Origin of the sequence: Microcoleus sp. B4-C1 (assembly GCF_036705285.1) — a bacterium.
GTDB lineage: Bacteria > Cyanobacteriota > Cyanobacteriia > Cyanobacteriales > Microcoleaceae > Microcoleus.
The window spans coordinates 53,442-75,341 of record NZ_JAUBUC010000025.1; the positions used below are offsets into that span (position 1 = coordinate 53,442).

The window sequence follows — 21,900 nt, forward strand, 5'->3', positions numbered from 1 at the left end:
TCGATTTGAGATTTGAGATAGAAGAGGGGAACTTGTTACGATCTCCTAACGTCAAAAAGTGTGGAATGTTCGATGAGCCAATTCCACCGATGAGCGACTTTATTTCCGTGTCCTGGTCTGCGGTTGTGGCGACCGTTCAAAGAGTGCAATTGCCAGCCGAAAAACTCTCTAATTATGACTTGGTGTTGCGGTGTCAGGAAGGAAATCGACCTGAGACCACGGCCTTTTCAGAACTGTTGAAGCGGTATCAGTCCCACGTAGACAGGGTTCTCTATCACTTGGCCCCTGACTGGCAAGACCGAGCAGACTTGGCTCAGGAAGTGTGGATTCGGGTCTACCGCAATATTAACCGCTTGCAAGAGCCTGTTAAATTTCGGGGCTGGCTGAGCCGCATCGCCACTAATTTGTTTTACGATGAGTTGCGGAAGCGCAAACGGGTGCGAACTCCGCTGTCGCTCGACGTACCTCGTACTCTGGAAGATGGCGAGGTTGATTGGGAAATTCCGGCAGACAGTCCGGGGCCTGATGAAGATTTGACGACGAGAGAATTTTACGACCAGTTGCGGGTGGCGATCGCAGATTTGCCGGAAGTCTTCCGCACTACCATTGTTTTGAGAGAAATAGAAGGTTTAGCCTATGAGGAAATAGCCGAAATGACCGGAGTTTCTCTGGGAACTGTCAAGTCGAGAATTGCTAGAGCTCGCCAAAGATTGCAGTTGGAATTGCAAAAATATCTTGATGGTAATTAGCAAGAGTAATTTCAGAGGCGGGTTAAGAAGATTTGATGAAGTTTGCTGTGACATCAAAACTTCTATTTTAAAATATAAATAAGCAGTAAATCATTCTAATAGCGAGTGCGTGATTCCCCAATTAGAGCAAGTGTGAAATATGAAGGGTAACTTTGAATCCGATAAAAATCAAAATCAGCAAGGCGTCGGGGATTCACTCGCCCAAAATCAAGTTAACAACAATTATGCCCAGGGCAATGTAACTACTATGATGCGCGATCGCTTTGAATTGCTAAGTGCCTACCTCGACGGTGAAGTGACGGCGACAGAACGCCGGCAAGTTGAGGAGTGGCTGACAAATGACCCCACTACGAAGCGTTTGTACTCGCGACTGCTGATGATGCAGCAGAGCTTTCAGGCAATGCCGGTGCCTGCTGCACAACAATCTGCACAGGAGTTGGCGACGAAGGTTTTGCAGCGGGTGGAACGCAAGCCGAAACAAACTTGGATTTTGGGTGGAGGTGCGATCGCAGCTTTGTTGGTTGCGGTGGTGTCCGGTGTCGGTGGCGGCCGCCAATTGTTTGCTCCTCAGTTTGCTCGATCGCCCGTTCCTGCTGAATCTGACGGTTTGATGATGGCTTTAAACGAGCCTCTGGTGGAGATGGTTAATCCCAATGATTTGATGCTTGGGGTGAATGCACCGATCGTGGATATTCCCAAAGTTGGTGTAGCAACCCCTCAAAAGTAATTGCTAAAGGCGCAGTAGGATTTCTGTTTTGAGCAATAACGAAAGTTGCTAAGCTCCCTAAAAAAGGGGGCTTTTTGCTGTTTTTCCCAGTTTTTTAAGGTGATATATCCGTTGACATTTTCCCGCCTTTGAATGACGAATTGTGGGGCGATCGCATCTTAATATGCGAGTAGGTAGCGAGTGGAATTAGAGCGGGCGATTCCCTACGGGATAGCTTCGCTTCACGCACTTGTCATCGGTTTTTTGCAGATGTGCGATCGGCAACAGCAATGCCTCCTCAATTTCCTGCCGCACAGCAGGAGATACATTAGAAGCGCTATTGAGGCAATATACCAGCAATTTCACTCGTCATCATCAGAAAATAGAGAAGGTAAATCCCGTTCTCCCCTCACGATCCGAACAATTTCAATTAAGTTGTCCAGTGCCCGATAAAGAATTATGTAACCCCTGATAGGAATTCCCCGCACAGAAGGAGCTAGTTCTTCGTAACTGCGCCCTATATTGGGGAACTTAACTAAATTACGACACTTTTTATCAAAGTCTTCAACAAATTGTTCACCTGCATCTATATTCCTAGTTGCAAAGTAATCGGTAATTTCATTGAGATCGCGACTGGCTTCAGGGGAAATAATGTAGCGGCTCATTGTTGATTTTCCCGCATTTTGCGAAATTTTTCCCGCAATCTAGCTATAACTATCTCCCCATCAATTCCTTCGCCGCGTTCAAGCTGAGCTAGTCCGGCCGCTACTTTTGGACGAGTTTCATCGACCCATTCTTGATAACGATCGCTCTGTTGCCGATCGCTTCTGTCTGCGAGTAGTTCCAAGGCCGCAGCAATTACCTCATCCACCGAAGAATACTTGCCACTTTTGACTTGGGCTTCAATGAATTTATTATGGTCAGGTTTTAGAGTAATGTTCATACGCTTTACTTCTAATAACTTTTAGCCATTATATCATTTCCAGTGGCTCTCTCCGTGTAAAGGCGAAGGGGAGGGCGAGGGCGATCAATTAAACTCGATCGCACTTGTCACCGATTTTTTGGATATTTGCGATCGGCAACAGCAATGTCTCCTCAATTTCCTGCCGCACAGCAGGAGATACATTACAACCACTATTGAGGCAATCTACCAGCAATTTATTAGCATCGTAATACTTCCTTAGCAATGAATTTTGTTGTTCGCTAAATTGCCAATCGTGACCTATATTGCGATATTTAATCATCACAGTTCTTAATTGCTGAGTCCAATCTTTACCTTTAGCATTCCACCACTCGCGCTCGCTTCTCCACCACTCCTGTACTCTGTTTGTATATGCTGAATCATATAGTTGGTCTCTGAGTTGTTGCAGAGATTGCTTCAATTCTGGTTCCAGATTTAAATTGAGAGTAAAGGCGAGGATAGAGAGAAGATTGCGACCTGAGCCTGCAGCATAAGTATAGGGAATATTAAGGTCAATTGCATAGACCATTGCAACATCAAGAACCATATCAGTAGCCAAGTCAGAGTGGCGTTCAGTAGCCAAGCCAGAGTCACGTTCATTGTCATAATAAGAAGTAAAGTCCAAGAAAAAAAGTTCAAGGGGTGGTTTAAAGGTAGGGTCAATGGCATAACCAAGAATACGGATCAAATTTAAGTCAAAATTTAAGTTAGAACGAGGGTTACTAACGCGCTCTACCTCTCGACCCAGATAAAAAGCGCGGATAGCTGATGGTTTATAAGGAGCCTTAATGGAAAAAGATTTATTTTTTACCCACATTAGGAACTGCTGCAACTGCTCATCCTCAGCGACCAGCTCATCAACTTGCTGTTTGATTAACATCAACAACTCATCAGCTTTTTGCAACATCCCAACTGCTAATAACAATACTTCTCGCCAACGCTTCTCGGTCAGGTGGCTGACCAGTTTCTCCAAAGCTTGTGGATCGGAATTGTTAACTATTTCTCTAGCCTTAAAATACTCTTGGAATGTTAGATGAGAAAACGAATAAATCCCTCTTGCCCTCTCCACTAATAAGCCATGTTGTGCCTCGATCGCCTTCAGGACAACCTCACTATGGTTCTCCAACTGAACGGGGTCAGTTCTGCCATCGGGCAAGTTAGCTAGATAGTCGGCAATCAATTGCTGAACAGAGTTTTTTTCAAAAAAGTAATCGCCCTGCTCAAAAGTAATAGCTGCCACAAAAGCCAGTAAATGTTGCTTGTGGGAAAAATTTAAATTGCGATAAACTTCATCCCGTTGAATGCCTCTGGTTTCATCCCATTTTCTGAGCAAAATTTCCAGTCCTTCCTCATACAACTTGGCTCTGTTGGAGGGAAAATCTGCTTTGGCTTGGAATACTAAACAAGTCAGATTTAACAATATAGGCGTTACTGCCAGTTCTCGGATTTGCTGATTTTTTTGCAGTTTTAGCTTCTCTACAAATTGAGATGCTAAAGCTTTCCCTGCCTCCAGATTATGGGAAAAAGCCACAAACCAATTGAGCGCAAAGGCAGCGATTTGTTTGTTATTAAAATCGGCTACCTCAACACAGGTAAAGGCTTCGTCGTGGAATCGGTACTTAGCAGCGGCAATTCGACAGGTAATTATAAACTGATTGTTGTAATACTTTTGGACAAACTGACGAATCTGTCTGACGACTGCATCGCTATCAGATTCTCGCACTTCATCTAAGCCGTCCAATAAAATCAAGCCTCTGCCTTGACTGAGTACGAATTCAGTTTGCGGTCGCGCCTCAACTCCCCAACTGGCAAGTTCGTTGCTGATATATTCTAATAAGTCAAGATTAGGTATTTCAGCAAAGGTTTTCAGAGGGATAAAAATCGGTATTTTGTTGGCTTCAAATTTTGCGTGATCGCACTGAATGGCAATGTGTTTCAAAAAGGTAGTTTTACCGGAACCAGGTTTGCCGAGTACCATCAGTTTAGAGTGAGATTTCACCGCATCCAATCCAGGGACTCGTTTCTGGCGTACTTTACCCAATCCCAAGCGGTTAAAGTTATCCGCATCTGGGTTGAAGTCTCTGAGTAAATCGCGAATTTCTCCGGGCTGCCAACTGGTAATTTCCTCCAAAATGTTGACTTCAACGTAGAGGTTGCTGACATCAACGGGCTGTGCAATATCCAACAGTTGCATTTTGCTGTAAAGCTGTTGGATTTTGGTGTGGCATTTTTGCCGTATTTCTTGCACTACCGAATCAATATGCTGTTGGCAAAAATCTTTAACCCCCCCAACCCCCCCTTGGTAAGGGAGGGCTAAAGGAGGACGATCGACAATTTCTTCCCAATTCAACTGCAAAACCGTGCAGAAAGCCTTGAAAGCATTAGCTTTAATGGGTTCTCTTCCTCCTAAAAAACGCCTCCAAGTTGGTAGAGACAGGCCATCGGCATAGGGCCCGGCTTCTGTCCAAGTTCGATCGGGTTCTAATGTTTGACTAGCTTCTACTAGCCATCTGGGGTCTTCTATAGTCGAGCCCCTTTCTCTTCTAGCTTGCTTAATTTTTACTAATCCCTCCTCAGAGGCTTTGAGGGTCGTCATTATATAATTTACTTCTTTAATTGTCAATGTCAATTTTAGATCAGTTTAGCGATCGCAAACTGAGTTTGTCAAGACCCCAGCAACCAAGAGAAAATGTTCCTGACAGCAACTGCACGGCACAGGCGAAAATTCAGACATAAATCATGCAAAATTAATCCTTCAGAATGCCAGTCTCTTGTGTGTCTAAAAAATACCTATTAAATGATGAGGAAGGATAGCAAGATGAGCAATAATTTCAATGAAATTCCCTCCCGTGGTATCGGCATAAAACTTATTAGCAAAATTGCCGATAAGCTAAGCTATACACGCACTTGTGACCAGCGAAACTGTCTGTTAATTGTGAAAAGTTTTCATCCAGGTATAATACCAGCCCAGCAGACCAATCAATCTGGTTATTTGAATCGGGCAGTTGGTTTGTTAAACAGTTTTAATTTGGGATTAAAAAAAAGACAAAATCGAGACTTTTATCCGATTTATCCTCATCGAATTAAAACAATCCATTTGCAACTAAATACTGACCTCAAGAGTGTTACGCAAGTTTTATGGTGGGTCGAGCAGTTTTTTTTTTTTTAGAGTATCTACCCATTCCCGAAGCAGTTTTGCAGCAGTGCAAACTTGCTACGATCGAAGGGTTTACAAATGCTGTTCGCCACGCCCACAAAAATCTGCCCTTTGAAACTCCGATCAACCTTGAAATAACCGTATTTAGCGAACGCCTAGAAGTCAAAATTTGGGATATGGGAGAGCCTTTCGACCTCCAAGCTAAGTTGATTGAAGAATTACCAGCTATTTGGAGCGAGCTGGGGTTTATGCTTGACTAAAGTAAAGCTGTTCTGTAATTCCCAGCTTTCAATTGACAAGAAAAAGAAACTTTTTTGGTATGACTACTGATACTACTCCCAAGATTCTTGTGGTGGATGATGACCCATCCATCCGCACTCTAGTTCATCGCTTTTTAAATCAGAAATATCAAGTAGATTCGGCAGCAGATGGCGAGACGGCTTTAACATTGTTTGAGAAATTAAAGCCACTGCTAGTCGTTCTTGATTGGAATTTGCCGGATACTACAGGCTATCACCTCTGCCAGGAAATGCAGCGCCGTACTAATGTTTTTGTGATTATGCTAAGCAGCCGCACAGACGAAGCCGATCGACTTAAAGTCCTGTCTGCAGGTGCTGATGACTATATCTGCAAACCCTTTGGACTGGCGGAGTTGGCAATTCGTATAGAAGTTGTGTTGAGACGGATGAGGCCTGTCACTTCATCACGTATTGTATTCGATCGGTTCGCGATCGATTCAGCGCGTCGGGAAGCAACACTCAACGATCGCACTATCAAGTTAACAGCCTTGGAATTTAATATTTTGTATTTTTTGGCTAGTCATTCCAATCAATCTTGGAGTCGCCAACAGCTAATCGAAAAAATCTGGGGGTGGAACTGCGACGACACAGGAGAAAAGCAACTTGTTAGCGTGCATATCGGTCAGATTCGCAAGAAAATGATTCAAGTTGATGCTACGGGGTCGCAGTTTATTAAAACTATTCGGGGTTACGGTTACAGGTTCGAGCCGCCGAATCGCACTGCAAGGGCTATTTCCTAAGCTCATCGGCATTAACCACTTTATTTGGTGAAAAACCGATTTTCCCACGTGCCGTGGGGCAGCCAGATGCCTCCTAGGGAACGAACGCGATCGGGTAACATGAAGTAAGCCCAAGCCGTGCCTAAAGGTTTGAGGTATCGATCGAAGATTTCGATTTCCTGCCGCTGATATTCGTTTTGTGTCGGTTCCCGCAGCGGATGATAGTCTTCCAATCGATCTAAATCGGCCAAAATAGCCGAGTTTGCGAAACAGAGGAGAAAACCGCAGACTGTGCCATCTCCGGCCATCATCGCAGGATAGCCGATCGGCAGGGCAAAAAGTTGACCGCGGGCGATCGCGGGGTAAGCATTCACAACTTTTCCTTCGCAGTAGCGGAGGTAGTTGCACTCCCCCGGTTTGAGAGTGCCGTAGACAAAGACTTTCATCGGGTAGGGCCTAACCGCTAGTTTTTGCTAACATAGATGGCTAAGCTAATAGTTTAAGTCTCGCGGGCGATCGCGACTGCAATCTTGATAAATTTCGTTGTTTACCCTTTCTTATAATTCATGACTCTAGCAGTTAGTTTTATTGCTTTTGGACTTGGGCCTTTGTACTTGAGCTCTTTTTTGCCGTCCCTGCCCCTGGACAGCTTGTTTTCGACTCAAGGGATTATGGTGATGCTGCTGGCGGCCTATGCGGGGGCGATGTGGATGTTTCTCACCAGTGCTCCGAAGGTACACACGGTGATGGTATCGGATCTCGGACAAGCGAGGGAGTTCTATGAAGGTATGCTAAACCTGCCAGTAGCAGAAGTGCCGCTGCACTACTACTACAATTACGAGCAAACTTTGGGCACAACAGGTATCGATCCGCTGTATTTGTCGCCGAATGTCGGGAGGGCAGCGAGCTCTCAAACGATGGGGAGTCCCGATGGTTTGTGGTATCAGTTGATGAAAAATACCCAACTGCACATTATTAGCGGCGCCGGTGTAGGGGAAAAAAATCGCCCGCGTCACGTTTGTTTCGATCGCGATTGTTTGGATCAGCTATTGATGAGGGTACAAACTCGCGGCATTAGTTATAAAATTCGCCGGGAAAAGCCGCTAAATTTTTTGGTCAAGGATTACGACGGCCGCGTGATTGAAATGGCTGAGGTTAGTAATTAGATAAGACTCGGCGCTTGAAACCGATCCTACACAAACTTTAGTTCCCGCAGAGAGGAATCAAAGAATAAAACGGCTATTAAAGCCGAATTTGGTATTACATCCCAAGTTAGAAACCCGGTTTATCTGAAAAAACCGGGTTTCTTGTCTCTTAATTAATCTTTGCTTCCGCGCTAGATTTTTCAGATGCCGCAGCTTCCTTTATCTCTGAAATCGCTTTCCGGCTGAAAATTTGGAAGTAGAGAGAAACAAAAAACTCTTTGACTGGAAAAACGATAAAAGTCAAAGGATTAATTGTCACGATGATATTCCGCGCATCAGCTTTAGCTTGTTTGACAACTTGCTGCGCTACCCAGTCGGGAGACATAATGCCGATCGGGTTTAAATTGCTTTTAAACGGCCCTAAAATCAGTTTGCGAACGATGCAGGGCGCGTCTAGCCGGCGCAGGGTGACTAAATCTCCCAGGGCGCGTTTGCTGAGTTCGTATAAGGGACTGACAGCGGGAATTACTTCTGCTTCGGAAGTGTTGATCCAGACTTCTTTGCAAGCGATGTTTTCGTTAGTGCGGACTGTTAAGAAAAAGAGTTCCATCAGCCGCCACGCGGAAAAAGTGTTAATTTCGTATGAGTTGGCGATCGCCTCTCCTGTTCTTTCTCCCTGTACGTTAATTCCGTGATTGATGACGAGAATATCGACTTTTTCTAATAATTCTGCTAAATCTGCCTCTTGACCTATTTGCCAATTTATGGTTTTTACAGGCAAATTTTCGCCGTCAATATTCAAAGTAATTGTTTGATTTCCAGATGTGAGGGCGATAACTTTTGCACCAGCTTTGTGCAGGTGTTTGAGAAGCAAACGTCCTAAAGTTCCCGATGCACCGGTGACGGCTACAGTTTTGCCTTTGAGAGAAAGTGCTGTACCCATAAGTTTATCTATTAAGGTGAAAGTACCGCAATAGTAAGCATTTTGATTGTCGAAGTGATGCCGCCAGTGATAAGGTTTATTAACTAACCACTTGCCAGGGGGAGTCAGGAAGTCTCCCGGTTGGTGGGTGATGTCGGTTAATTCGTCTGCACCTTTGATGCCGCACGCGCGGGCGATCGCGCTCAACAAAAAGCCTAAAGTATAAATACAACCCGCTGCTGCGCCCCAGTGATATTCCGGTAGCCCAAAATAAGCTACAACCCACAGCAACAAGCCCAAAACCATCATCGCCACACCTTCGGGCACGTCGTGACGCCAGTGTGCTTGCTTGTAAATTGTCTCGCTGACGGGGGTCAAATTCGGGCGGAAAACGCGGTGATGCCAAGTGTGCAGCTTTTGCAGGGGGGCCCAATAATGGGACACGACGTGATAAAAATCTCGTATTATTTCTGCCCAGCAGACAGAAGCTATTGCCACAGCGCCGACTATCCAGTAATTTACCATGCTCACATTAGTTTGAAATTTGAGATATTAGAGATTGTCTGCTTTGAAAGATAACTCAAAATGGCTTTTATTGCTAGTCTGGCAGTTGACTCAGGCGTTTTAAAATCTGCAAAACCCGGTACAATTCATTGCCGGGATTGGAAATAACAAATTCAGCAGAGCGGGCATACTGGGGAGTTTCGCCTCTAACTAACTTGACAAAAGAGAAGTTAGCACCTGTGGAAATCATCCCAAAAGTAGGAGTTTCTGGATCGGGCTCGGCGAGCATATATGTCAGGAGTTGGGCAAGTGCTTCGTCAGTTGAAAAGGAAAGTTGTTTGGATTCAATTACTGTCACCCACAAGTTTGCTTTCATAATTAGGATATCTATTCTGCCTTCGATGATTCTGCCTTCGTCTTCCTCTTGAATGGATCTCGACTTTTCGGCTTTGACTTGAAAAGGAGACTCATAAAGACCCGCAATAAACAAAATAGGGCTGATGATTGTTAGCTTGACTGCATTTTCCAATACAGGCGGGTTGTCTACCAAGTTGAAGTATATGTCTTGGACGCGATCGAGCAATTGTTTTTCTGAGTCGGTTACTTCGGGTAAGTTTTCTTGCCATTCTCGGAAAAATTCGCTGTTGCGAACTCGCTGTAAGCCGAAGTTATCGATTAGATAGCGGAGGTTGATATCTCTTGCTTGTAGTTTTTGCATGATGATTAATAAAGGGGTTTATGCAGAAGTGTTGAATGCTTATTTGATAGGATTCTGAAAATAGACATACGAATCCTATAAACTGCTGATTTCAGCAATTAAAAACAAGTTCCTTAAACCAGTGAATATAGCTGATTTTCTCACACATAAAAGCCTGTAAATATCGTAAGTTGTCTAAGAGTTTATTTCCAATAATATCAGGAACTTCAACTAACTGAAGCAACAAATAACAAATCAAACAGGCATAGATTTGGATCTTAATTCCATTAGTATTTTTAGTAATTAGACGAGCCAATTTTAAATGCATTTTTAAGAATTTCCACAGCAATTCAATCTGCCATCGTCTTCGATAAATTTCTCCAATTTCTTCATTGGTATATGCTAATTCTCCTGATTCAGGCAAATTAGTCACAAACCTAAATTCAGTCCGTGTTTCTAAATCTGAAAAAGTCACTAATCTTACTTTAACTTTTCGTTCGTCACTCCACACTTCATAAGTTCCATCTTCCTTCATGTTGATAGTAGAATTATTTTTAATTCGTAGTACAAAATATTGATTTTCTTTTTTCATCAATGCTTGAACACGTTCAGAACTAGAAAAACCTCTATCCATTACAGCAACTCCATTTTGAGGTGTGGCTGCTATGGTTTCATCGACCTACTGACTGTCATGACCTTGACCAAAATGAATGTGTACTCCATCAATTATTTCCCGTTTATTGTCCGTTCCAGCAAATAATTTTACTTGATGATATTCCTGTTGCCATAGTAATTTACTTGTTAACGTAACTATCGTTGAATCTAAAGGAAATAAACTCATTCTATCTTTGCTGATTAATTGACGTTTTAGATCCCCTTGCAATCTTTCAAAGATTTTTACAAAAACATCAATATCTCTATGCTTACTAGCCTTTGAAAAAGTTGATATATCTAGGGAAATATCTCGACTGTTTAAACGGGAAAATAGGGAACGCATAGTATCCAGACTTTGGTCAAAACTAAACCCTAGCCAGCAGGAGACAAATGTGAAGCTATCTAAAACTGGATAATCATCTTTGGGTAAATGGGCGAGATACCGTTTGACAATTTTGGGGAAGTTAGAAAATAGCATTTCAGTTGATTATTAATAATTTATAACTCTGCAATTATACATTGTTGGGCCAATTTTAGCAATTTTTTCCTATCATTCAACACTTCTGGGGTTTATGGTTATTAATAACTTTAGCAAAATTGGGGTTTTTAACCGCAGATGAACGCAAATGAACGCAGATGAAATTCTGAGTAAGTTAATTTGGCCCAGATGTCTGTTCATTGGGATTTGCGATCGGCAATTCGCTGTTTTTGTCCAGCTTGCATTTGCAACAATTTTTGAACAATCTCATTATGCCTGATTGTTCAGCTAGCTTAAAAGTTGGGTAAATTATTTTTTTTGCAAAAGGTCGATCGCACTCAATCAATCAATACTGAGGCAAAAACCGGGTTTTTTTAGGCAAATCAATCGTGGTTCGCAGCCGATTCCGATAGAAAAACCCGGTTTATTGATCCAAAATCTACGCTTTTAGGCTCCGCAACCATAAAACAAGGTGATGACACCCTGTGCGTCCAGGAATATATCTACAATCTGCAAGTTTGCCGTGCCCTTTCATCCTCCGGTTCTTGCCACCCAAAAGCAAAATGACTTACCGCATTAATTTGCGGAGTCGCCGAGCGAATTGCCGCCATTTGAATCTCCAAAGACGGCCGATTTTTCAGAGGTTTTCCCCAATCTCCAGCAATGGCAGGAATGATTTTTGCTCCCGGAGGCGCTAAACTTACAGTCCGCTGCACTTGTGGGACAATGCAGCTTACATCCCCGCAATTTCCGTAAGACATGGCGTGGAATTCCATTGCAGCCGGAAAGGTGTCCCAAGGCTGCAATCTCGAATCATATCCCCCTTGATTTATCGCTTGATTTGCAGTGGGAAAAAACACTGCTCCTACAGGAATTCCCATCCTTTGAGCGGGTTGAATTGCTATTCCCAAAAAATCTAAAATCCCTTGGACTGCGTGAGCAACACTCAGTTTCCACAGGTCTTTTTGCAGAGTGCCGGTATCGGGAAGTCGCGGTGTCGGTTTTGGTGTGGGAGTTGCAGGGTTTGGCTTGTTAGGGGCGGGATTTGTTGAGGCCGATCTTGATGCGGGATTCTGGCTTCTAGTAGCTGTAGTTGCTACTGACATCGCCTGCGGAATTCGGCCCTGCCAAAGAGGTTCTCGCTCAGTTGGATACTGTTTGACTACTGCTTGAACGTCAGTAGTATTGATAAATCCTTTAGTCAAATATCGCTGAATTAAATTTCGCCCTTGCTGATTGCTAGCCCGCTGTAAAAGAACTTGCTGCGATGCTGGGCCGTAAATCCACAAGTCTTGAACTTTGGTAGCAACTGAAGCGGGTCCGATGCCCCTTAGATAGCGAATGTAGTCGAATAACATTCCTTGGGGCTTGCGCTTGACTATTTGATTTACTAACAAAGTATAGTCTTGCCGTGCTTGTGGGTTGTACGGATCGATAAAGGCTTGATTGCCCGGAACTTCTCCGAAATCCTGGTTAATTGCTGCGTCTTCGCTTACTATTAAACTTGTCTGATTTTTACCGTTGATAGCGAGGGTTTGCTGTCTGTCTGGACGCTGAGCATAGCTATAGCCAAAGTTCATGGTAAATAACCAGGCGTATACTTTTAAACCTCGTTGTTTGCCTTTGGCGATCGCCTTTTCTAACAAGTCGTATTTCTCGTAACCGCGATTTCTCACAACAGAAGGCCAAGCCGTAGGATTGTCTGCAACTGGGAGAAGCACTTGACCATCGTAAAACACTTCGACATAGACTTGGTTGTAGCCTTTATTCACAACTTTGTCTAATACTCGATCGAGTTCTCCGGGTCTGACATCGCAGGGATACAAACGCAGCCAAACTGCTTGGGTTTCGGGCCAAGTTTTTTTACGGCATTCTGCTATTTCCCGCGCGTGTTTGTTCAAAACAGCAAAATATGCTTGCTGAGATTCCCGTTTTCCTGACAGGGCGGCGCGGCGCAAGTCTTCTTTTTGATTGACCTGTTCTTGGGATAATTGGCAATAGGCTGATGTTTGGGCAAAAGCTGCTTGATTTCCGATAAATGGCCAAACAAGCTGGCTGATGAAGCTACTGGTTAAAACAGCAGTTACCGCACTTAAAAAGCGTCGCTGGTGTTGCAAATTCGCGATGCGAGTTGGTGCAATTTTCATGGGAGAATTGAATGGGGTTTTTTGGTTTTAATTGGGTGACGATCGCATTTTTGCGATCGCGCTCAACAAGCAGCTACAAATTTTCTACTTTTTTCGGTTGACTTAGTTATGGCACAAGTCGATCGCACAATGCAAATTCTATCTGGCGGCTATTTAAATTTAATAAGGGCGATCGGGTAAGATAAGACTCGGCGATTAAACCGTTTTGCAGTATTTTTTCACTAAATGCTGCATAAAAAAGCGCCTGCATACAGTGGGCGCTAAAAGCAGTTGATATTTCTACTAAAAATTGTTAACACTCAAATATCAAGGATGAAAGATGAATTATTAAAATTTATCCTCGATCCTAAATTTTGAGATTAAGCTCCTCTGTTAAGAGCAGCTTCAATCTGCTGAAATTCTGACTCAAGACGCTTTTTCAATTTTTCAGGAACGGGACGGTTTGGATAGGAACTGTAATGTCCAGCCAAAGAGTTTAATGCCGTCCGCATTGTCGTGAAAGATGCCAGCTTGGTAAGAGCGGGATCGCGGCGGTAGGCAGCAAAAAAATCGTTGATACTTGTGCGAGCCTCGGCTTGAGCGGCTGCTTTTTCCGGCGTGCCCTCTGGCAAAGTGAGCGCTGTTCTCAAGCTCTTCACTAATGCTAATGTGTCTTGACCATAATCTCCACTCAGAGTGGCCGGAACATTGGTACAGCCCGCTACGCCGATGACAACAACTAATACCAGGGCTAACAGACGGGAAATGTAATGCTTCATAAGGGTTAAGAAAAATGGAAGCGAAAGCGGCAATCAAAATTAACCTTTATCCTATCTCGAATGGAGCTAATAATGCCAATTTTTCATTTTTTTGTAGCCCTACCATGAAACAGAAAATTTGTCAATCGAAAATCTAAAATCGAAAATCTAAAATCGATTGATTTGTCCAGCAACGACGGAGAGAATTTGGGTTTGTCGCAGCCACTGAGCATCAAAAGCGCCTAGGTGAGTTGTAGTAATCAGAGTTTGAAATCGTTCTTGAATTGTTTCTAAAAGTTGATTTTGGCGGCTCAGATCGAGTTCTGCAAGTACGTCGTCGAGCAACAGTAAAGGCGCTTCACCGACGACTTCTTCAATAAGCTGCAGTTCGGCTAATTTTAATGCTAATACCAGAGTTCGCTGCTGACCTTGGGATGCGTATTGACGAGCTGGGGTATTGTTAATTGTAAATGTAATGTCGTCGCGGTGAGGGCCGACTAAAGTGGTTCCTTGAAACTGTTCTGCGATCGCCCTTTTTTGAATTTTATCTAAAAATGCTTGCCGCACTCCTTCGAGATTGTCTTTAGCGATAAATTCTGAACTTACTTCAATATTAGCATCGTATTTTACATCTAAAACTTCTGCTGAACCGCTAATTGAACGGTGCCAATTTCGAGCTAAAGGCATCAAACGCTCCAAAATTCGATCGCGCCTGCGGATAACGCGAGCGCCCGCTGTCGCCAACTGCGCGTCCCACAAAGCTAATTCTGAACTGGGAATTGGGAATTGGGAATTGGGAATTGGTAAGTCTTCTGTATTTTCTGGTTCGGGACTTTCGGGTGCAATAAATCGCATCTTGTCAAAACTGTCGGAAAATTCCGCTTTCCTGATTTCTTTAGAACGTTTCAACAGAGCGTTTCGCTGGCGCAAAATTTGGTTGTACTGCTGCAAAATGTGAGCGTAAATCGGTTCTAACTGGATGACTAGGCGATCGATCCAATTACGCCTTCCTTCGGGCCCGCCCCGCACTAAGTCCAAATCCAAACAAGAAAATTGCACTACATTTAAGACGCTCAAAAAGTCTAAATGGCGGCGCAGCGGTTCACCGTTGAGCTTCAGTGTCCGACGCGCCCCTGAGCGAAGAGTTAAAGCTAAGTCGATCGCTCCGGTTTGACGTTCGAGTGTAGCATCAATTTGCCCGATCGGCTTTGAGTCGAGTATTAAATCGCGATCGCGCCCTACCCGGTGGCTTTTTAATGTAGAAAGCAACTCTACCGCTTCTAATAAGTTAGATTTTCCTTGAGCGTTATTTCCTACTAAAATGGTTTTGGGAGCGTCAAACGCTACCTTTTGATCGAAGTAGTTCCGAAACTGCCGTAGGTGCAGCGTTTTCAAATACATAATATTAGTAATTGGTAATTGGTAATTGGTAATTCGTAATTCGTAATTCGTAATTCGTAATTCCTAATTGGTAATTGGTAATTGGTAATTGGTAATTCGTAATACACTCATCGTAGGGCGCACCTTACGGGTTGGTAGCCACGAACGAGCATTTACGATTGCGATTTTCGCCGACCGTTGCGCTCGCAATGACATTATAACGAACTAATAAATGCTTAATCGTGACACAATCTATTTAGTCTGCGGAGGAATGAGTTTCGCTGTGAGCCAGGGGTTTCAACCCTGGCGGATCTTCTTGAAAATAGTACCCAATCGAGCGCTCTAGCTAATAATCAAACTTAGCTCACTATCCGTCAGCCGTTAACACTATTTCCTAGATTTGTTGTAAAAGCGCACAAACAGTTTTTCCATTTCAATCCAGACAAACATCAGAGCGCTGAAACCGAAGCAAACTAGCAATTCAAAAGGCGACAAATAGTGAGTGCCGAAAAATGCTCTCAGTGGCGGAACGTAAATCAGCATTAATTGCAAAGCAGTAGTAACAATCACAGCTCCCCAAACAAAAATATTAGTCAAGGGATTTAACTCGATAGTTAGCTGAGTGTTAGACCGAATTGCGATCGCGTGACCCATTTGTGCCAAACAAAGAGTTGTAAACACCATTGTTTTCCAAGCTTCGGGATCTCCAACATGGTTAGGGTTGGTGGTATATCCATAAGCCCACGACATCATCGCGATCGTCAAAATTGCAAAAATAATCCCGATGCGAATTATGTAAGAACCCAAACCCCGCGCAAAAATACTTTCTCGCGGACTGAAAGGAGGCTTTTTCATCACGTTCGGTTCCCCCGGTTCCACAGCCAAGGCCAAAGCGGGAACGCCGTCTGTTACTAAGTTCATCCACAAAATTTGCAGAGGCGTCAGCGGCACTCCTCCCAAACCGATTAAAGGTGCGGCCGCAATTGTCAAAACTTCGCCGATGTTGCTGCCCAAAATGTATTTAATAAAGCGGCGAATATTGCTATAAACCACTCGCCCTTCTTCAGCGGCGGCGACAATAGTGGCGAAGTTGTCGTCGAGGAGCACCATATCGCTAGCTTCTTTGCTGACATCGGTGCCGGTAATCCCCATGGCGATGCCGATATCGGCTTGTTTCAAGGCGGGGGCGTCGTTAACGCCGTCGCCGGTCATGGCGACAAATTTGCCCCAACTTTGCAAAGCTTGGACAATCCGCAATTTGTGTTCGGGGGAAACGCGGGCGTAAACGCTAACCTGTTCGACTTGCTGTTTGAGTTCTTCTTGGCTGAGCTTTTCTAATTCTTGACCGGTGAGAACTCGATCGCCCTCTGTTGCAATACCTAAATCGTAGGCGATGGCTTTTGCAGTCAACTGGTGGTCTCCTGTAATCATCACCACCCGAATGCCTGCATCGCGGCACTTCACCACTGCTTCCCGCACTTCCGGGCGGGGCGCGTCCAGCATACTGACGAGTCCCAGCCAAATCATGTCTTGTTCGCTGGTTTCCTCAGAACCTTCGGGCGGCAGGTTTTCCCAGAGTTTGTACGCAAACCCGAGGACTCGCAAACCGCCGCTTGCCATGTTGTTGTTTTCGACGAGGATGCGATCGCGCATTTCCTGGGTTAAAGGTTGTACTCGATCGCCGACTATAATGCCTTTGCAGCGCTCCAAGGTCAACTCTGGAGAACCTTTGGTCAGCATCAAATAATTCGCCTGCTGTCCTTCTGCTGCAGGAAATCCCGAATGTCCTGATCGGCCGGGCACTTCGCAAATCACGCTCATCCGTTTGCGTTCGGAAGAAAAAGGAAATTCCGCCGTCCGCGGCAGCAATTGAGACTGTTTTTCCTTATAAATGCCTGCTTTTCCCGCTACACAAAGCAGAGCTCCTTCTGTGGGGTCGCCTAAAATCTGCCATTCTTGTTTTTCTTGTTGCAATACTGCGTCGTTGCACACTGCACAGGCAATTAATAAAGATTCGAGTTCTGGATATTCCTCTAAATTATTAATTTTGGCCGCTGTCAGGCGATCGGTAAAATCTCCGATCGGGGCATAGCCATCCCCTGCGACGGCGACTGTGCAATCGCCCGTAGACACTAGCTGAACTACCATTTTATTTTGAGTCAGAGTACCTGTTTTGTCAGAACAAATGGTAGTTACCGAACCCAAAGTTTCTACCGCAGGGAGTTTGCGAATCAGGGCGTTTCGCTTCACCATCCGCCTAGTTCCGAGTGCCAGAGTAACTGTCACGACTGCTGCGAGTCCTTCGGGAACCACAGCCACAGCCATGCTTAGAGAAACTTCTAACAAATCTTCAAACCTGCTGGTATCGAACCCGATGCCGCCGTTTTGGAAGGTAATCATGCCGCCGATGACCACTATTGCGACTAAGGTTAGGGCACCGGAGACTAGAACATTTCCTAACTGGCTCATCCGCTGTTGCAGGGGAGTCGGTTCGGTTTCTACTGACTGAAGCATGGTGGCAATTTTGCCCAGTTCAGTTTTCATTCCGGTGTTGGTGACGATCGCCTTTGCTCGTCCCTGAACAACTTCTGTGCCCTGAAAAATCAGGTTGAGTCGATCGCCCAAGGAAGCATCTTCTGGAAGTTCTAGATCGGCTTGCTTGGTTACTGCTAGAGCTTCTCCTGTCAAAGCAGATTCTCTGACTTGCAGATTTGATGTTTCGATCAAGCGTGCGTCTGCTGCTATTTTTACCCCAGCCTCTAACAGCATCACGTCTCCAGGTACGAGTTCCTTGGCTGCTATTTCCGAAGTTTTGCCGTCCCGCACGACTCTGACTAGGGGGGAAGCGAGGTTTTTGAGGGCTGCGAGGGCTTTTTCAGCGCTTTGCTCTTGGAAATAGCCGAGAATGCCGTTGAGTATGACGATCGCAAAAATGGCGATCGCATCTTTGGGAAAAGTATTCGACCTGATGTCCAAAAAACCCGAAATCACGGCCACACCCATCAGCATCAACAACATGATGTTGGTGAACTGATCGACAAAAATCGACCACGGACTGCGGCCTCCTGTTTCTTCTAGTTCGTTGGGGCCGTATTGCTGCAAGCGTTCTGACACCTGTTTGCTGCTCAAGCCAGCGTCTTTGTTGCTGCTTAGCTGCTGGAGAGTTTTGTCAATTGCTACGGTGTGCCAAGAAGAGGGAGAATTTGAAGACATAAATTACGATCGAGCATGGGGGATAAAGGTGGTTGCGGCCGGACAGCTACAGCCGATCCATCTGGCTGATTACAGAGAGAGAGTTTTGAGTTCTGAATAAAAAACTGTTTAACTTGCTACTCGTTTTGGGCGCTGCGATGCCGGGGAAGCAAAAAGCTTTTAACTTCACTGCGTCTGGCGACTCGATCGCGCCCTTTGTACGCCTACGGCTGATAGCACCTATCCACCTTACCAAAAATAATGGGTTTAAAGCCCCGTCCTTCTAGGACAAAAGCCCAAGCAGTGATGCTTGGAATCCCCGCGCGTTCACGCCCGGAAAAATGTCAATACTAAAAATTAGCAATTCTTTCGGCTATTACACACAAAAGGAGCTGAAAGCAAGAATGACTTTAGTCCGGGGATGCAAGCGTGCGCGGCAGGTTAAAACCTACCTTAAAAAAAACGTCATAAAGCGCTCGTATCCGAACTCATCTATTCCCGGTGTTAAAAGAAAAAGGGCGCTGCGATGAAATACCGGGCCCAGTCTTTGAACTTCCAACGGCTGAGTTTTGTCAGTAAATGCTTATAGTTCCGGCAAAAGCTGAGGCTGTGGCGAGGGGGTTCACAATCGTTGGGATTTTTCCCACACCGAATTTTGCAGGCCTCCTGACATTGGGCAGAATTTTTGCTTTTTTCCCTATTCCCCCAGCCTTCTATTACCAAAACTTTAATTTACTTAATACTTCTTAACAATCCCGCTTTTCCAGAGAAAGCCAACAAAGGCGATCGGCCCACGGGACGGTTCCTGGCAGTTGCACCCCCACAGCAGGGCGATCGAAGCAAACTCTGCGTTTATTGTTGCCCTCTCGCATCTACCCTCAGAAGGAGATTTGCCCGTACTTTCCCCCCCGATATTTACCTTCTTAGAGAGATAAGTTTCTGTAATAATTTGTAATAAACAAACGCAGGCGAGCATTGTATAAAGATTATCAGAGGGTTGAAACGACAGGCCAAAGTTAACAAAAACCCTGATTGACAAGGTTTGTCGCATCTCATAAAAGGTGTAAAATTTTCTAAGGTTTCTTAAACCTCCGTTGCAATGTAACAATAGTGCAGGTAGCGGAAAGGGAGAGATCGATGGGACCAGCAGATTAGCTGGCATCAAATTTCAACCCTTGCAGGCACTCGTAGCCTGAACAAATTTAACTTAACGGTTTTATACCGCAACCAAACTCAATTAACTCAAATAGGAGAGTTCTTTCATGTTTGACGCATTTACAAAAGTGGTTTCCCAATCTGACGCTCGGGGCGAATTTCTAGCTCAGGGTCAACTAGATGCTCTCAGCAGCATGGTTTCCGACGCCAACAAGCGGATTGATGCAGTAAACCGCATCACCGGCAACGCATCCAGCATCGTAGCCAATGCAGCTCGCACCCTGTTCGCTGAACAGCCTCAACTGATCGCTCCTGGTGGCAATGCTTACACCAACCGCCGCATGGCAGCTTGCTTGCGCGATATGGAAATCATCTTGCGCTACGTCACCTATGCAACATTTGCAGGCGACGCCAGCGTTTTGGACGACCGCTGCTTGAACGGTCTGCGTGAAACATACCAAGCTCTGGGAGTTCCCGGTGGCTCAGTTGCAGCCGGCGTGCAAAAAATGAAGGAAGCAGCGATCGCGATCGCTAACGACCCCAACGGCGTTACCCGTGGTGATTGCAGCTCGCTGATGTCTGAAATCGGCAGCTACTTCGACCGCGCTGCCAATGCAGTCGGCTAAAAATAGCCCAGCGAACCTTTCTTGTAAAGAAGCGAGCATCGCATTTTTGCAAACAATCATTTTTGTACAAAAACAACACAACATTAGGGAGAAACCAGAACAATGAAAACCCCTTTGACTGAAGCAGTAACCGCAGCCGATTCTCAAGGCCGTTTCCTCAGCAGCACTGAACTGCAAGTCGCCTTCGGCCGTTTCCGCCAAGCAGCAGCAGGTTTGGAAGCAGCCAAAGCTTTGACCGCCAACTCTCAGCGCTTGATCGACGGTGCAGCTCAAGCTGTGTACAACAAATTCCCGTACACACAACAAATGCAAGGCCCTAACTACGCTTCTACCCCAACCGGTAAAGCCAAGTGCTCTCGCGACATCGGCTACTACCTGCGGATGGTAACCTACTGCTTAGTTGCAGGCGGCACCGGTCCAATGGACGAGTACCTGATTGCAGGTGTTGACGAAATCAACCGGACATTTGAATTGTCTCCTAGCTGGTACGTTGAAGCTCTCAAGTACATCAAAGGCAACCACGGTCTGAGTGGCGACGCTGCAACTGAAGCGAATTCCTACATCGACTACGCAATCAACGCTCTTAGCTAGATTTGCGTGATGCCCGGAATTGTAAGCTGCTGTTAGCTTAAGTGTTAGCGGTTGTTTAGAATTCCGGGCATCTGCGATCTAAGCCTAGTTTTGCAAATACTTTTTTAAGCAGTTTTCAGTTTTTAAAGCAAAAAAGGGAGAAGCGAAGATGGCGGGATTAGGTGCAGCAGAACGGTTGGGAATAAAAGCATTTGAAGAAGCGGGACGAGTAGAACTGCGCCCCCACTGGACGCAAGACGATGCAAAAGCAGTTATTCGCGCTGCTTACAGCCAAGTTTTCGGCAACGAGTATTTAATGTCGAGCGAACGACTTACCAGTGCTGAATCTCTGCTGATGCAAGGGCAGATTTCAGTGAAAGATTTTGTGCGGTCAATTGCACATTCCGAAACTTATCGGAAAAAGTTTTTTTATCCGAACTCGCAAACGCGCTTAATCGAGCTTAATTACAAGCATTTGTTGGGTCGCGCTCCTTACGACGAGTCGGAAATTGCTTTCCACGTTGATTTGTACAATGCAGAAGGCTACGAAGCTGAAATCAATTCTTACATTGACTCAGTTGAGTATGAAGAAAATTTTGGCGACAGTATAGTGCCTTACTATCGCGGTTTCGCGACTCAAAGAGGTCAAAAAACCGTCGGTTTTAACCGGATGTTTCAATTGTACCGGGGTTTTGCTTCTAGCGATCGCTCGCAAAACCAAACCCAAGCCCGCCTGACTTGGGAAGTAGCGAGAAATATGGCTTCGCCGATACACACAGCCTCCACCGGAAAAGCCCTTGGCGGCACATCCGGCGGTTCTCGCGACCAACTCTACCGAGTCACCGCAATGCAAGGTGCGGCTAAGTTTTCGCCTCAAGTGCGACGGACTACTACCGAATATCTCGTGCCTTACGAGCAACTTTCGAGCCGCTTGCAGCAAATCAACAAACGTGGCGGCAAAGTGGTAAGTATTACCACAGCTTAAAGTTTGTGTATTGACGTTTTTTGGAAACGTCTTTAGCAAAGTAGGACTAAGGATAAAAAATTCTTCAATTTTATGTGGATATGTAAGGTGTGCAGTGCACACCCTACTTTGAGGCAT

At 45.1% G+C, this 21,900-nt stretch carries 21 protein-coding genes and 1 pseudogene; 9 read left to right on the forward strand and 13 right to left on the reverse strand.

Going from position 1 to position 21,900, the window contains the following annotated elements:
• The first annotated feature begins 89 nt into the window (after positions 1–89).
• On the forward strand, positions 90–749 hold the full coding sequence (locus QUB26_RS12685) for a sigma-70 family RNA polymerase sigma factor (protein WP_041622468.1): 660 nt from the start codon (positions 90–92) through the stop codon (positions 747–749).
• A gap of 139 nt (positions 750–888) precedes the next feature.
• A complete protein-coding gene (locus QUB26_RS12690) occupies positions 889–1,476 on the forward strand; it encodes a zf-HC2 domain-containing protein (protein ID WP_333238795.1) in 588 nt (195 codons plus the stop codon).
• 186 nt (positions 1,477–1,662) lie between these two features.
• Here QUB26_RS12690 and QUB26_RS12695 read toward each other — a convergent pair whose 3' ends face one another.
• The 4 genes from QUB26_RS12695 to QUB26_RS12710 form a co-directional block, all read right to left on the reverse strand.
• Complete coding sequence (locus tag QUB26_RS12695; RefSeq protein ID WP_333238793.1) at positions 1,663–1,821, reverse strand: NACHT C-terminal helical domain 2-containing protein; 159 nt, start codon at positions 1,819–1,821, stop codon at positions 1,663–1,665.
• A complete protein-coding gene (locus QUB26_RS12700) occupies positions 1,818–2,120 on the reverse strand; it encodes a type II toxin-antitoxin system RelE/ParE family toxin (protein WP_333238791.1) in 303 nt (100 codons plus the stop codon). The genes QUB26_RS12695 and QUB26_RS12700 overlap by 4 nt, the downstream gene beginning before the upstream one ends.
• Positions 2,117–2,398, reverse strand: coding sequence for a type II toxin-antitoxin system ParD family antitoxin (locus QUB26_RS12705; RefSeq protein WP_333055324.1), 282 nt, complete (start codon positions 2,396–2,398; stop codon positions 2,117–2,119). Before QUB26_RS12705 ends, QUB26_RS12700 begins: the two co-directional genes overlap by 4 nt.
• Positions 2,399–2,486: 88 nt before the next feature.
• The gene (locus QUB26_RS12710) at positions 2,487–5,012 is read right to left on the reverse strand and encodes an NACHT domain-containing NTPase (RefSeq protein ID WP_333318249.1); all 2,526 of its coding nucleotides are present in this window, start codon (positions 5,010–5,012) and stop codon (positions 2,487–2,489) included.
• A gap of 222 nt (positions 5,013–5,234) precedes the next feature.
• On the opposite strand from QUB26_RS12710, the gene QUB26_RS12715 reads away from it, so the two are divergent.
• Genes QUB26_RS12715 through QUB26_RS12725 form a run of 3 tightly spaced genes read left to right on the forward strand, consistent with a single transcriptional unit; the run spans position 5,235 to position 6,612 of the window.
• Positions 5,235–5,585 (forward strand): hypothetical protein, encoded by a 351-nt coding sequence (locus QUB26_RS12715; protein WP_333318251.1) that lies wholly within the window; start codon positions 5,235–5,237, stop codon positions 5,583–5,585.
• A complete protein-coding gene (locus QUB26_RS12720) occupies positions 5,555–5,833 on the forward strand; it encodes an ATP-binding protein (RefSeq protein WP_333318253.1) in 279 nt (92 codons plus the stop codon). Before QUB26_RS12715 ends, QUB26_RS12720 begins: the two co-directional genes overlap by 31 nt.
• A gap of 59 nt (positions 5,834–5,892) precedes the next feature.
• Positions 5,893–6,612, forward strand: coding sequence for a response regulator transcription factor (locus QUB26_RS12725; protein WP_333238783.1), 720 nt, complete (start codon positions 5,893–5,895; stop codon positions 6,610–6,612).
• A gap of 20 nt (positions 6,613–6,632) precedes the next feature.
• Here QUB26_RS12725 and QUB26_RS12730 read toward each other — a convergent pair whose 3' ends face one another.
• Positions 6,633–7,037 carry a gamma-glutamylcyclotransferase gene (locus QUB26_RS12730; protein WP_333238781.1) on the reverse strand — a complete coding sequence of 135 codons (405 nt, stop codon included), beginning with the start codon at positions 7,035–7,037 and terminating at the stop codon, positions 6,633–6,635.
• A gap of 120 nt (positions 7,038–7,157) precedes the next feature.
• On the opposite strand from QUB26_RS12730, the gene QUB26_RS12735 reads away from it, so the two are divergent.
• On the forward strand, positions 7,158–7,757 hold the full coding sequence (locus QUB26_RS12735; RefSeq protein ID WP_333238779.1) for a glyoxalase-like domain protein: 600 nt from the start codon (positions 7,158–7,160) through the stop codon (positions 7,755–7,757).
• A 148-nt stretch (positions 7,758–7,905) separates the two neighbouring features.
• Here QUB26_RS12735 and QUB26_RS12740 read toward each other — a convergent pair whose 3' ends face one another.
• The 8 genes and pseudogenes from QUB26_RS12740 to QUB26_RS12775 form a co-directional block, all read right to left on the reverse strand.
• Positions 7,906–9,183, reverse strand: a complete 1,278-nt coding sequence (locus QUB26_RS12740; RefSeq protein ID WP_333238777.1) for a bifunctional sterol desaturase/short chain dehydrogenase — start codon at positions 9,181–9,183, stop codon at positions 7,906–7,908.
• A gap of 73 nt (positions 9,184–9,256) precedes the next feature.
• A complete protein-coding gene (locus tag QUB26_RS12745; protein ID WP_333238775.1) occupies positions 9,257–9,880 on the reverse strand; it encodes a restriction endonuclease subunit R in 624 nt (207 codons plus the stop codon).
• Between the two features lie 91 nt (positions 9,881–9,971).
• Positions 9,972–10,991, reverse strand: a pseudogene (locus tag QUB26_RS12750) (IS4 family transposase).
• Between the two features lie 503 nt (positions 10,992–11,494).
• On the reverse strand, positions 11,495–13,138 hold the full coding sequence (locus QUB26_RS12755) for a family 10 glycosylhydrolase (protein ID WP_333318255.1): 1,644 nt from the start codon (positions 13,136–13,138) through the stop codon (positions 11,495–11,497).
• A gap of 359 nt (positions 13,139–13,497) precedes the next feature.
• On the reverse strand, positions 13,498–13,896 hold the full coding sequence (psb27, locus tag QUB26_RS12760) for a photosystem II protein Psb27 (RefSeq protein ID WP_242717360.1): 399 nt from the start codon (positions 13,894–13,896) through the stop codon (positions 13,498–13,500).
• A 147-nt stretch (positions 13,897–14,043) separates the two neighbouring features.
• Positions 14,044–15,276 carry an AAA family ATPase gene (locus QUB26_RS12765; RefSeq protein WP_333318257.1) on the reverse strand — a complete coding sequence of 411 codons (1,233 nt, stop codon included), beginning with the start codon at positions 15,274–15,276 and terminating at the stop codon, positions 14,044–14,046.
• 366 nt (positions 15,277–15,642) lie between these two features.
• Positions 15,643–18,468, reverse strand: coding sequence for a cation-translocating P-type ATPase (locus QUB26_RS12770; RefSeq protein WP_333318259.1), 2,826 nt, complete (start codon positions 18,466–18,468; stop codon positions 15,643–15,645).
• A 715-nt stretch (positions 18,469–19,183) separates the two neighbouring features.
• Entirely contained in the window at positions 19,184–19,423 is a 240-nt protein-coding gene (locus tag QUB26_RS12775; protein ID WP_333253142.1) for a hypothetical protein, read from the reverse strand.
• 286 nt (positions 19,424–19,709) lie between these two features.
• Between QUB26_RS12775 and QUB26_RS12780 the strand changes: the two genes are divergently transcribed.
• From QUB26_RS12780 to QUB26_RS12790, 3 genes are all read left to right on the forward strand, one after another.
• Positions 19,710–20,228 carry a phycocyanin subunit beta gene (locus tag QUB26_RS12780; RefSeq protein ID WP_333037001.1) on the forward strand — a complete coding sequence of 173 codons (519 nt, stop codon included), beginning with the start codon at positions 19,710–19,712 and terminating at the stop codon, positions 20,226–20,228.
• A 102-nt stretch (positions 20,229–20,330) separates the two neighbouring features.
• Positions 20,331–20,819 carry a phycocyanin subunit alpha gene (gene cpcA / locus QUB26_RS12785; RefSeq protein ID WP_006631256.1) on the forward strand — a complete coding sequence of 163 codons (489 nt, stop codon included), beginning with the start codon at positions 20,331–20,333 and terminating at the stop codon, positions 20,817–20,819.
• Positions 20,820–20,967: 148 nt separating this feature from the next.
• Positions 20,968–21,783: a phycobilisome linker polypeptide gene (locus tag QUB26_RS12790; protein WP_333244975.1), complete on the forward strand. Its 816-nt coding sequence runs from the start codon at positions 20,968–20,970 to the stop codon at positions 21,781–21,783.
• The last annotated feature ends 117 nt before the right edge of the window (positions 21,784–21,900 follow it).

What these genes read in the sequence shown, in the direction of transcription:
- QUB26_RS12685 (WP_041622468.1), top strand. Translation starts at nt 90, where the DNA reads ATGAGCGACTTTATTTCCGTGTCCTGGTCTGCGGTTGTGGCGACCGTT.
- QUB26_RS12690 (WP_333238795.1), top strand. Translation starts at nt 889, where the DNA reads ATGAAGGGTAACTTTGAATCCGATAAAAATCAAAATCAGCAAGGCGTC.
- QUB26_RS12700 (WP_333238791.1), bottom strand. Translation starts at nt 2,120, where the DNA reads ATGAGCCGCTACATTATTTCCCCTGAAGCCAGTCGCGATCTCAATGAA.
- QUB26_RS12705 (WP_333055324.1), bottom strand. Translation starts at nt 2,398, where the DNA reads ATGAACATTACTCTAAAACCTGACCATAATAAATTCATTGAAGCCCAA.
- QUB26_RS12710 (WP_333318249.1), bottom strand. Translation starts at nt 5,012, where the DNA reads ATGACGACCCTCAAAGCCTCTGAGGAGGGATTAGTAAAAATTAAGCAA.
- QUB26_RS12715 (WP_333318251.1), top strand. Translation starts at nt 5,235, where the DNA reads ATGAGCAATAATTTCAATGAAATTCCCTCCCGTGGTATCGGCATAAAA.
- QUB26_RS12720 (WP_333318253.1), top strand. Translation starts at nt 5,555, where the DNA reads ATGGTGGGTCGAGCAGTTTTTTTTTTTTTAGAGTATCTACCCATTCCC.
- QUB26_RS12725 (WP_333238783.1), top strand. Translation starts at nt 5,893, where the DNA reads ATGACTACTGATACTACTCCCAAGATTCTTGTGGTGGATGATGACCCA.
- QUB26_RS12730 (WP_333238781.1), bottom strand. Translation starts at nt 7,037, where the DNA reads ATGAAAGTCTTTGTCTACGGCACTCTCAAACCGGGGGAGTGCAACTAC.
- QUB26_RS12735 (WP_333238779.1), top strand. Translation starts at nt 7,158, where the DNA reads ATGACTCTAGCAGTTAGTTTTATTGCTTTTGGACTTGGGCCTTTGTAC.
- QUB26_RS12740 (WP_333238777.1), bottom strand. Translation starts at nt 9,183, where the DNA reads ATGGTAAATTACTGGATAGTCGGCGCTGTGGCAATAGCTTCTGTCTGC.
- QUB26_RS12745 (WP_333238775.1), bottom strand. Translation starts at nt 9,880, where the DNA reads ATGCAAAAACTACAAGCAAGAGATATCAACCTCCGCTATCTAATCGAT.
- QUB26_RS12755 (WP_333318255.1), bottom strand. Translation starts at nt 13,138, where the DNA reads ATGAAAATTGCACCAACTCGCATCGCGAATTTGCAACACCAGCGACGC.
- psb27 (WP_242717360.1), bottom strand. Translation starts at nt 13,896, where the DNA reads ATGAAGCATTACATTTCCCGTCTGTTAGCCCTGGTATTAGTTGTTGTC.
- QUB26_RS12765 (WP_333318257.1), bottom strand. Translation starts at nt 15,276, where the DNA reads ATGTATTTGAAAACGCTGCACCTACGGCAGTTTCGGAACTACTTCGAT.
- QUB26_RS12770 (WP_333318259.1), bottom strand. Translation starts at nt 18,468, where the DNA reads ATGTCTTCAAATTCTCCCTCTTCTTGGCACACCGTAGCAATTGACAAA.
- QUB26_RS12775 (WP_333253142.1), bottom strand. Translation starts at nt 19,423, where the DNA reads ATGCTCGCCTGCGTTTGTTTATTACAAATTATTACAGAAACTTATCTC.
- QUB26_RS12780 (WP_333037001.1), top strand. Translation starts at nt 19,710, where the DNA reads ATGTTTGACGCATTTACAAAAGTGGTTTCCCAATCTGACGCTCGGGGC.
- cpcA (WP_006631256.1), top strand. Translation starts at nt 20,331, where the DNA reads ATGAAAACCCCTTTGACTGAAGCAGTAACCGCAGCCGATTCTCAAGGC.
- QUB26_RS12790 (WP_333244975.1), top strand. Translation starts at nt 20,968, where the DNA reads ATGGCGGGATTAGGTGCAGCAGAACGGTTGGGAATAAAAGCATTTGAA.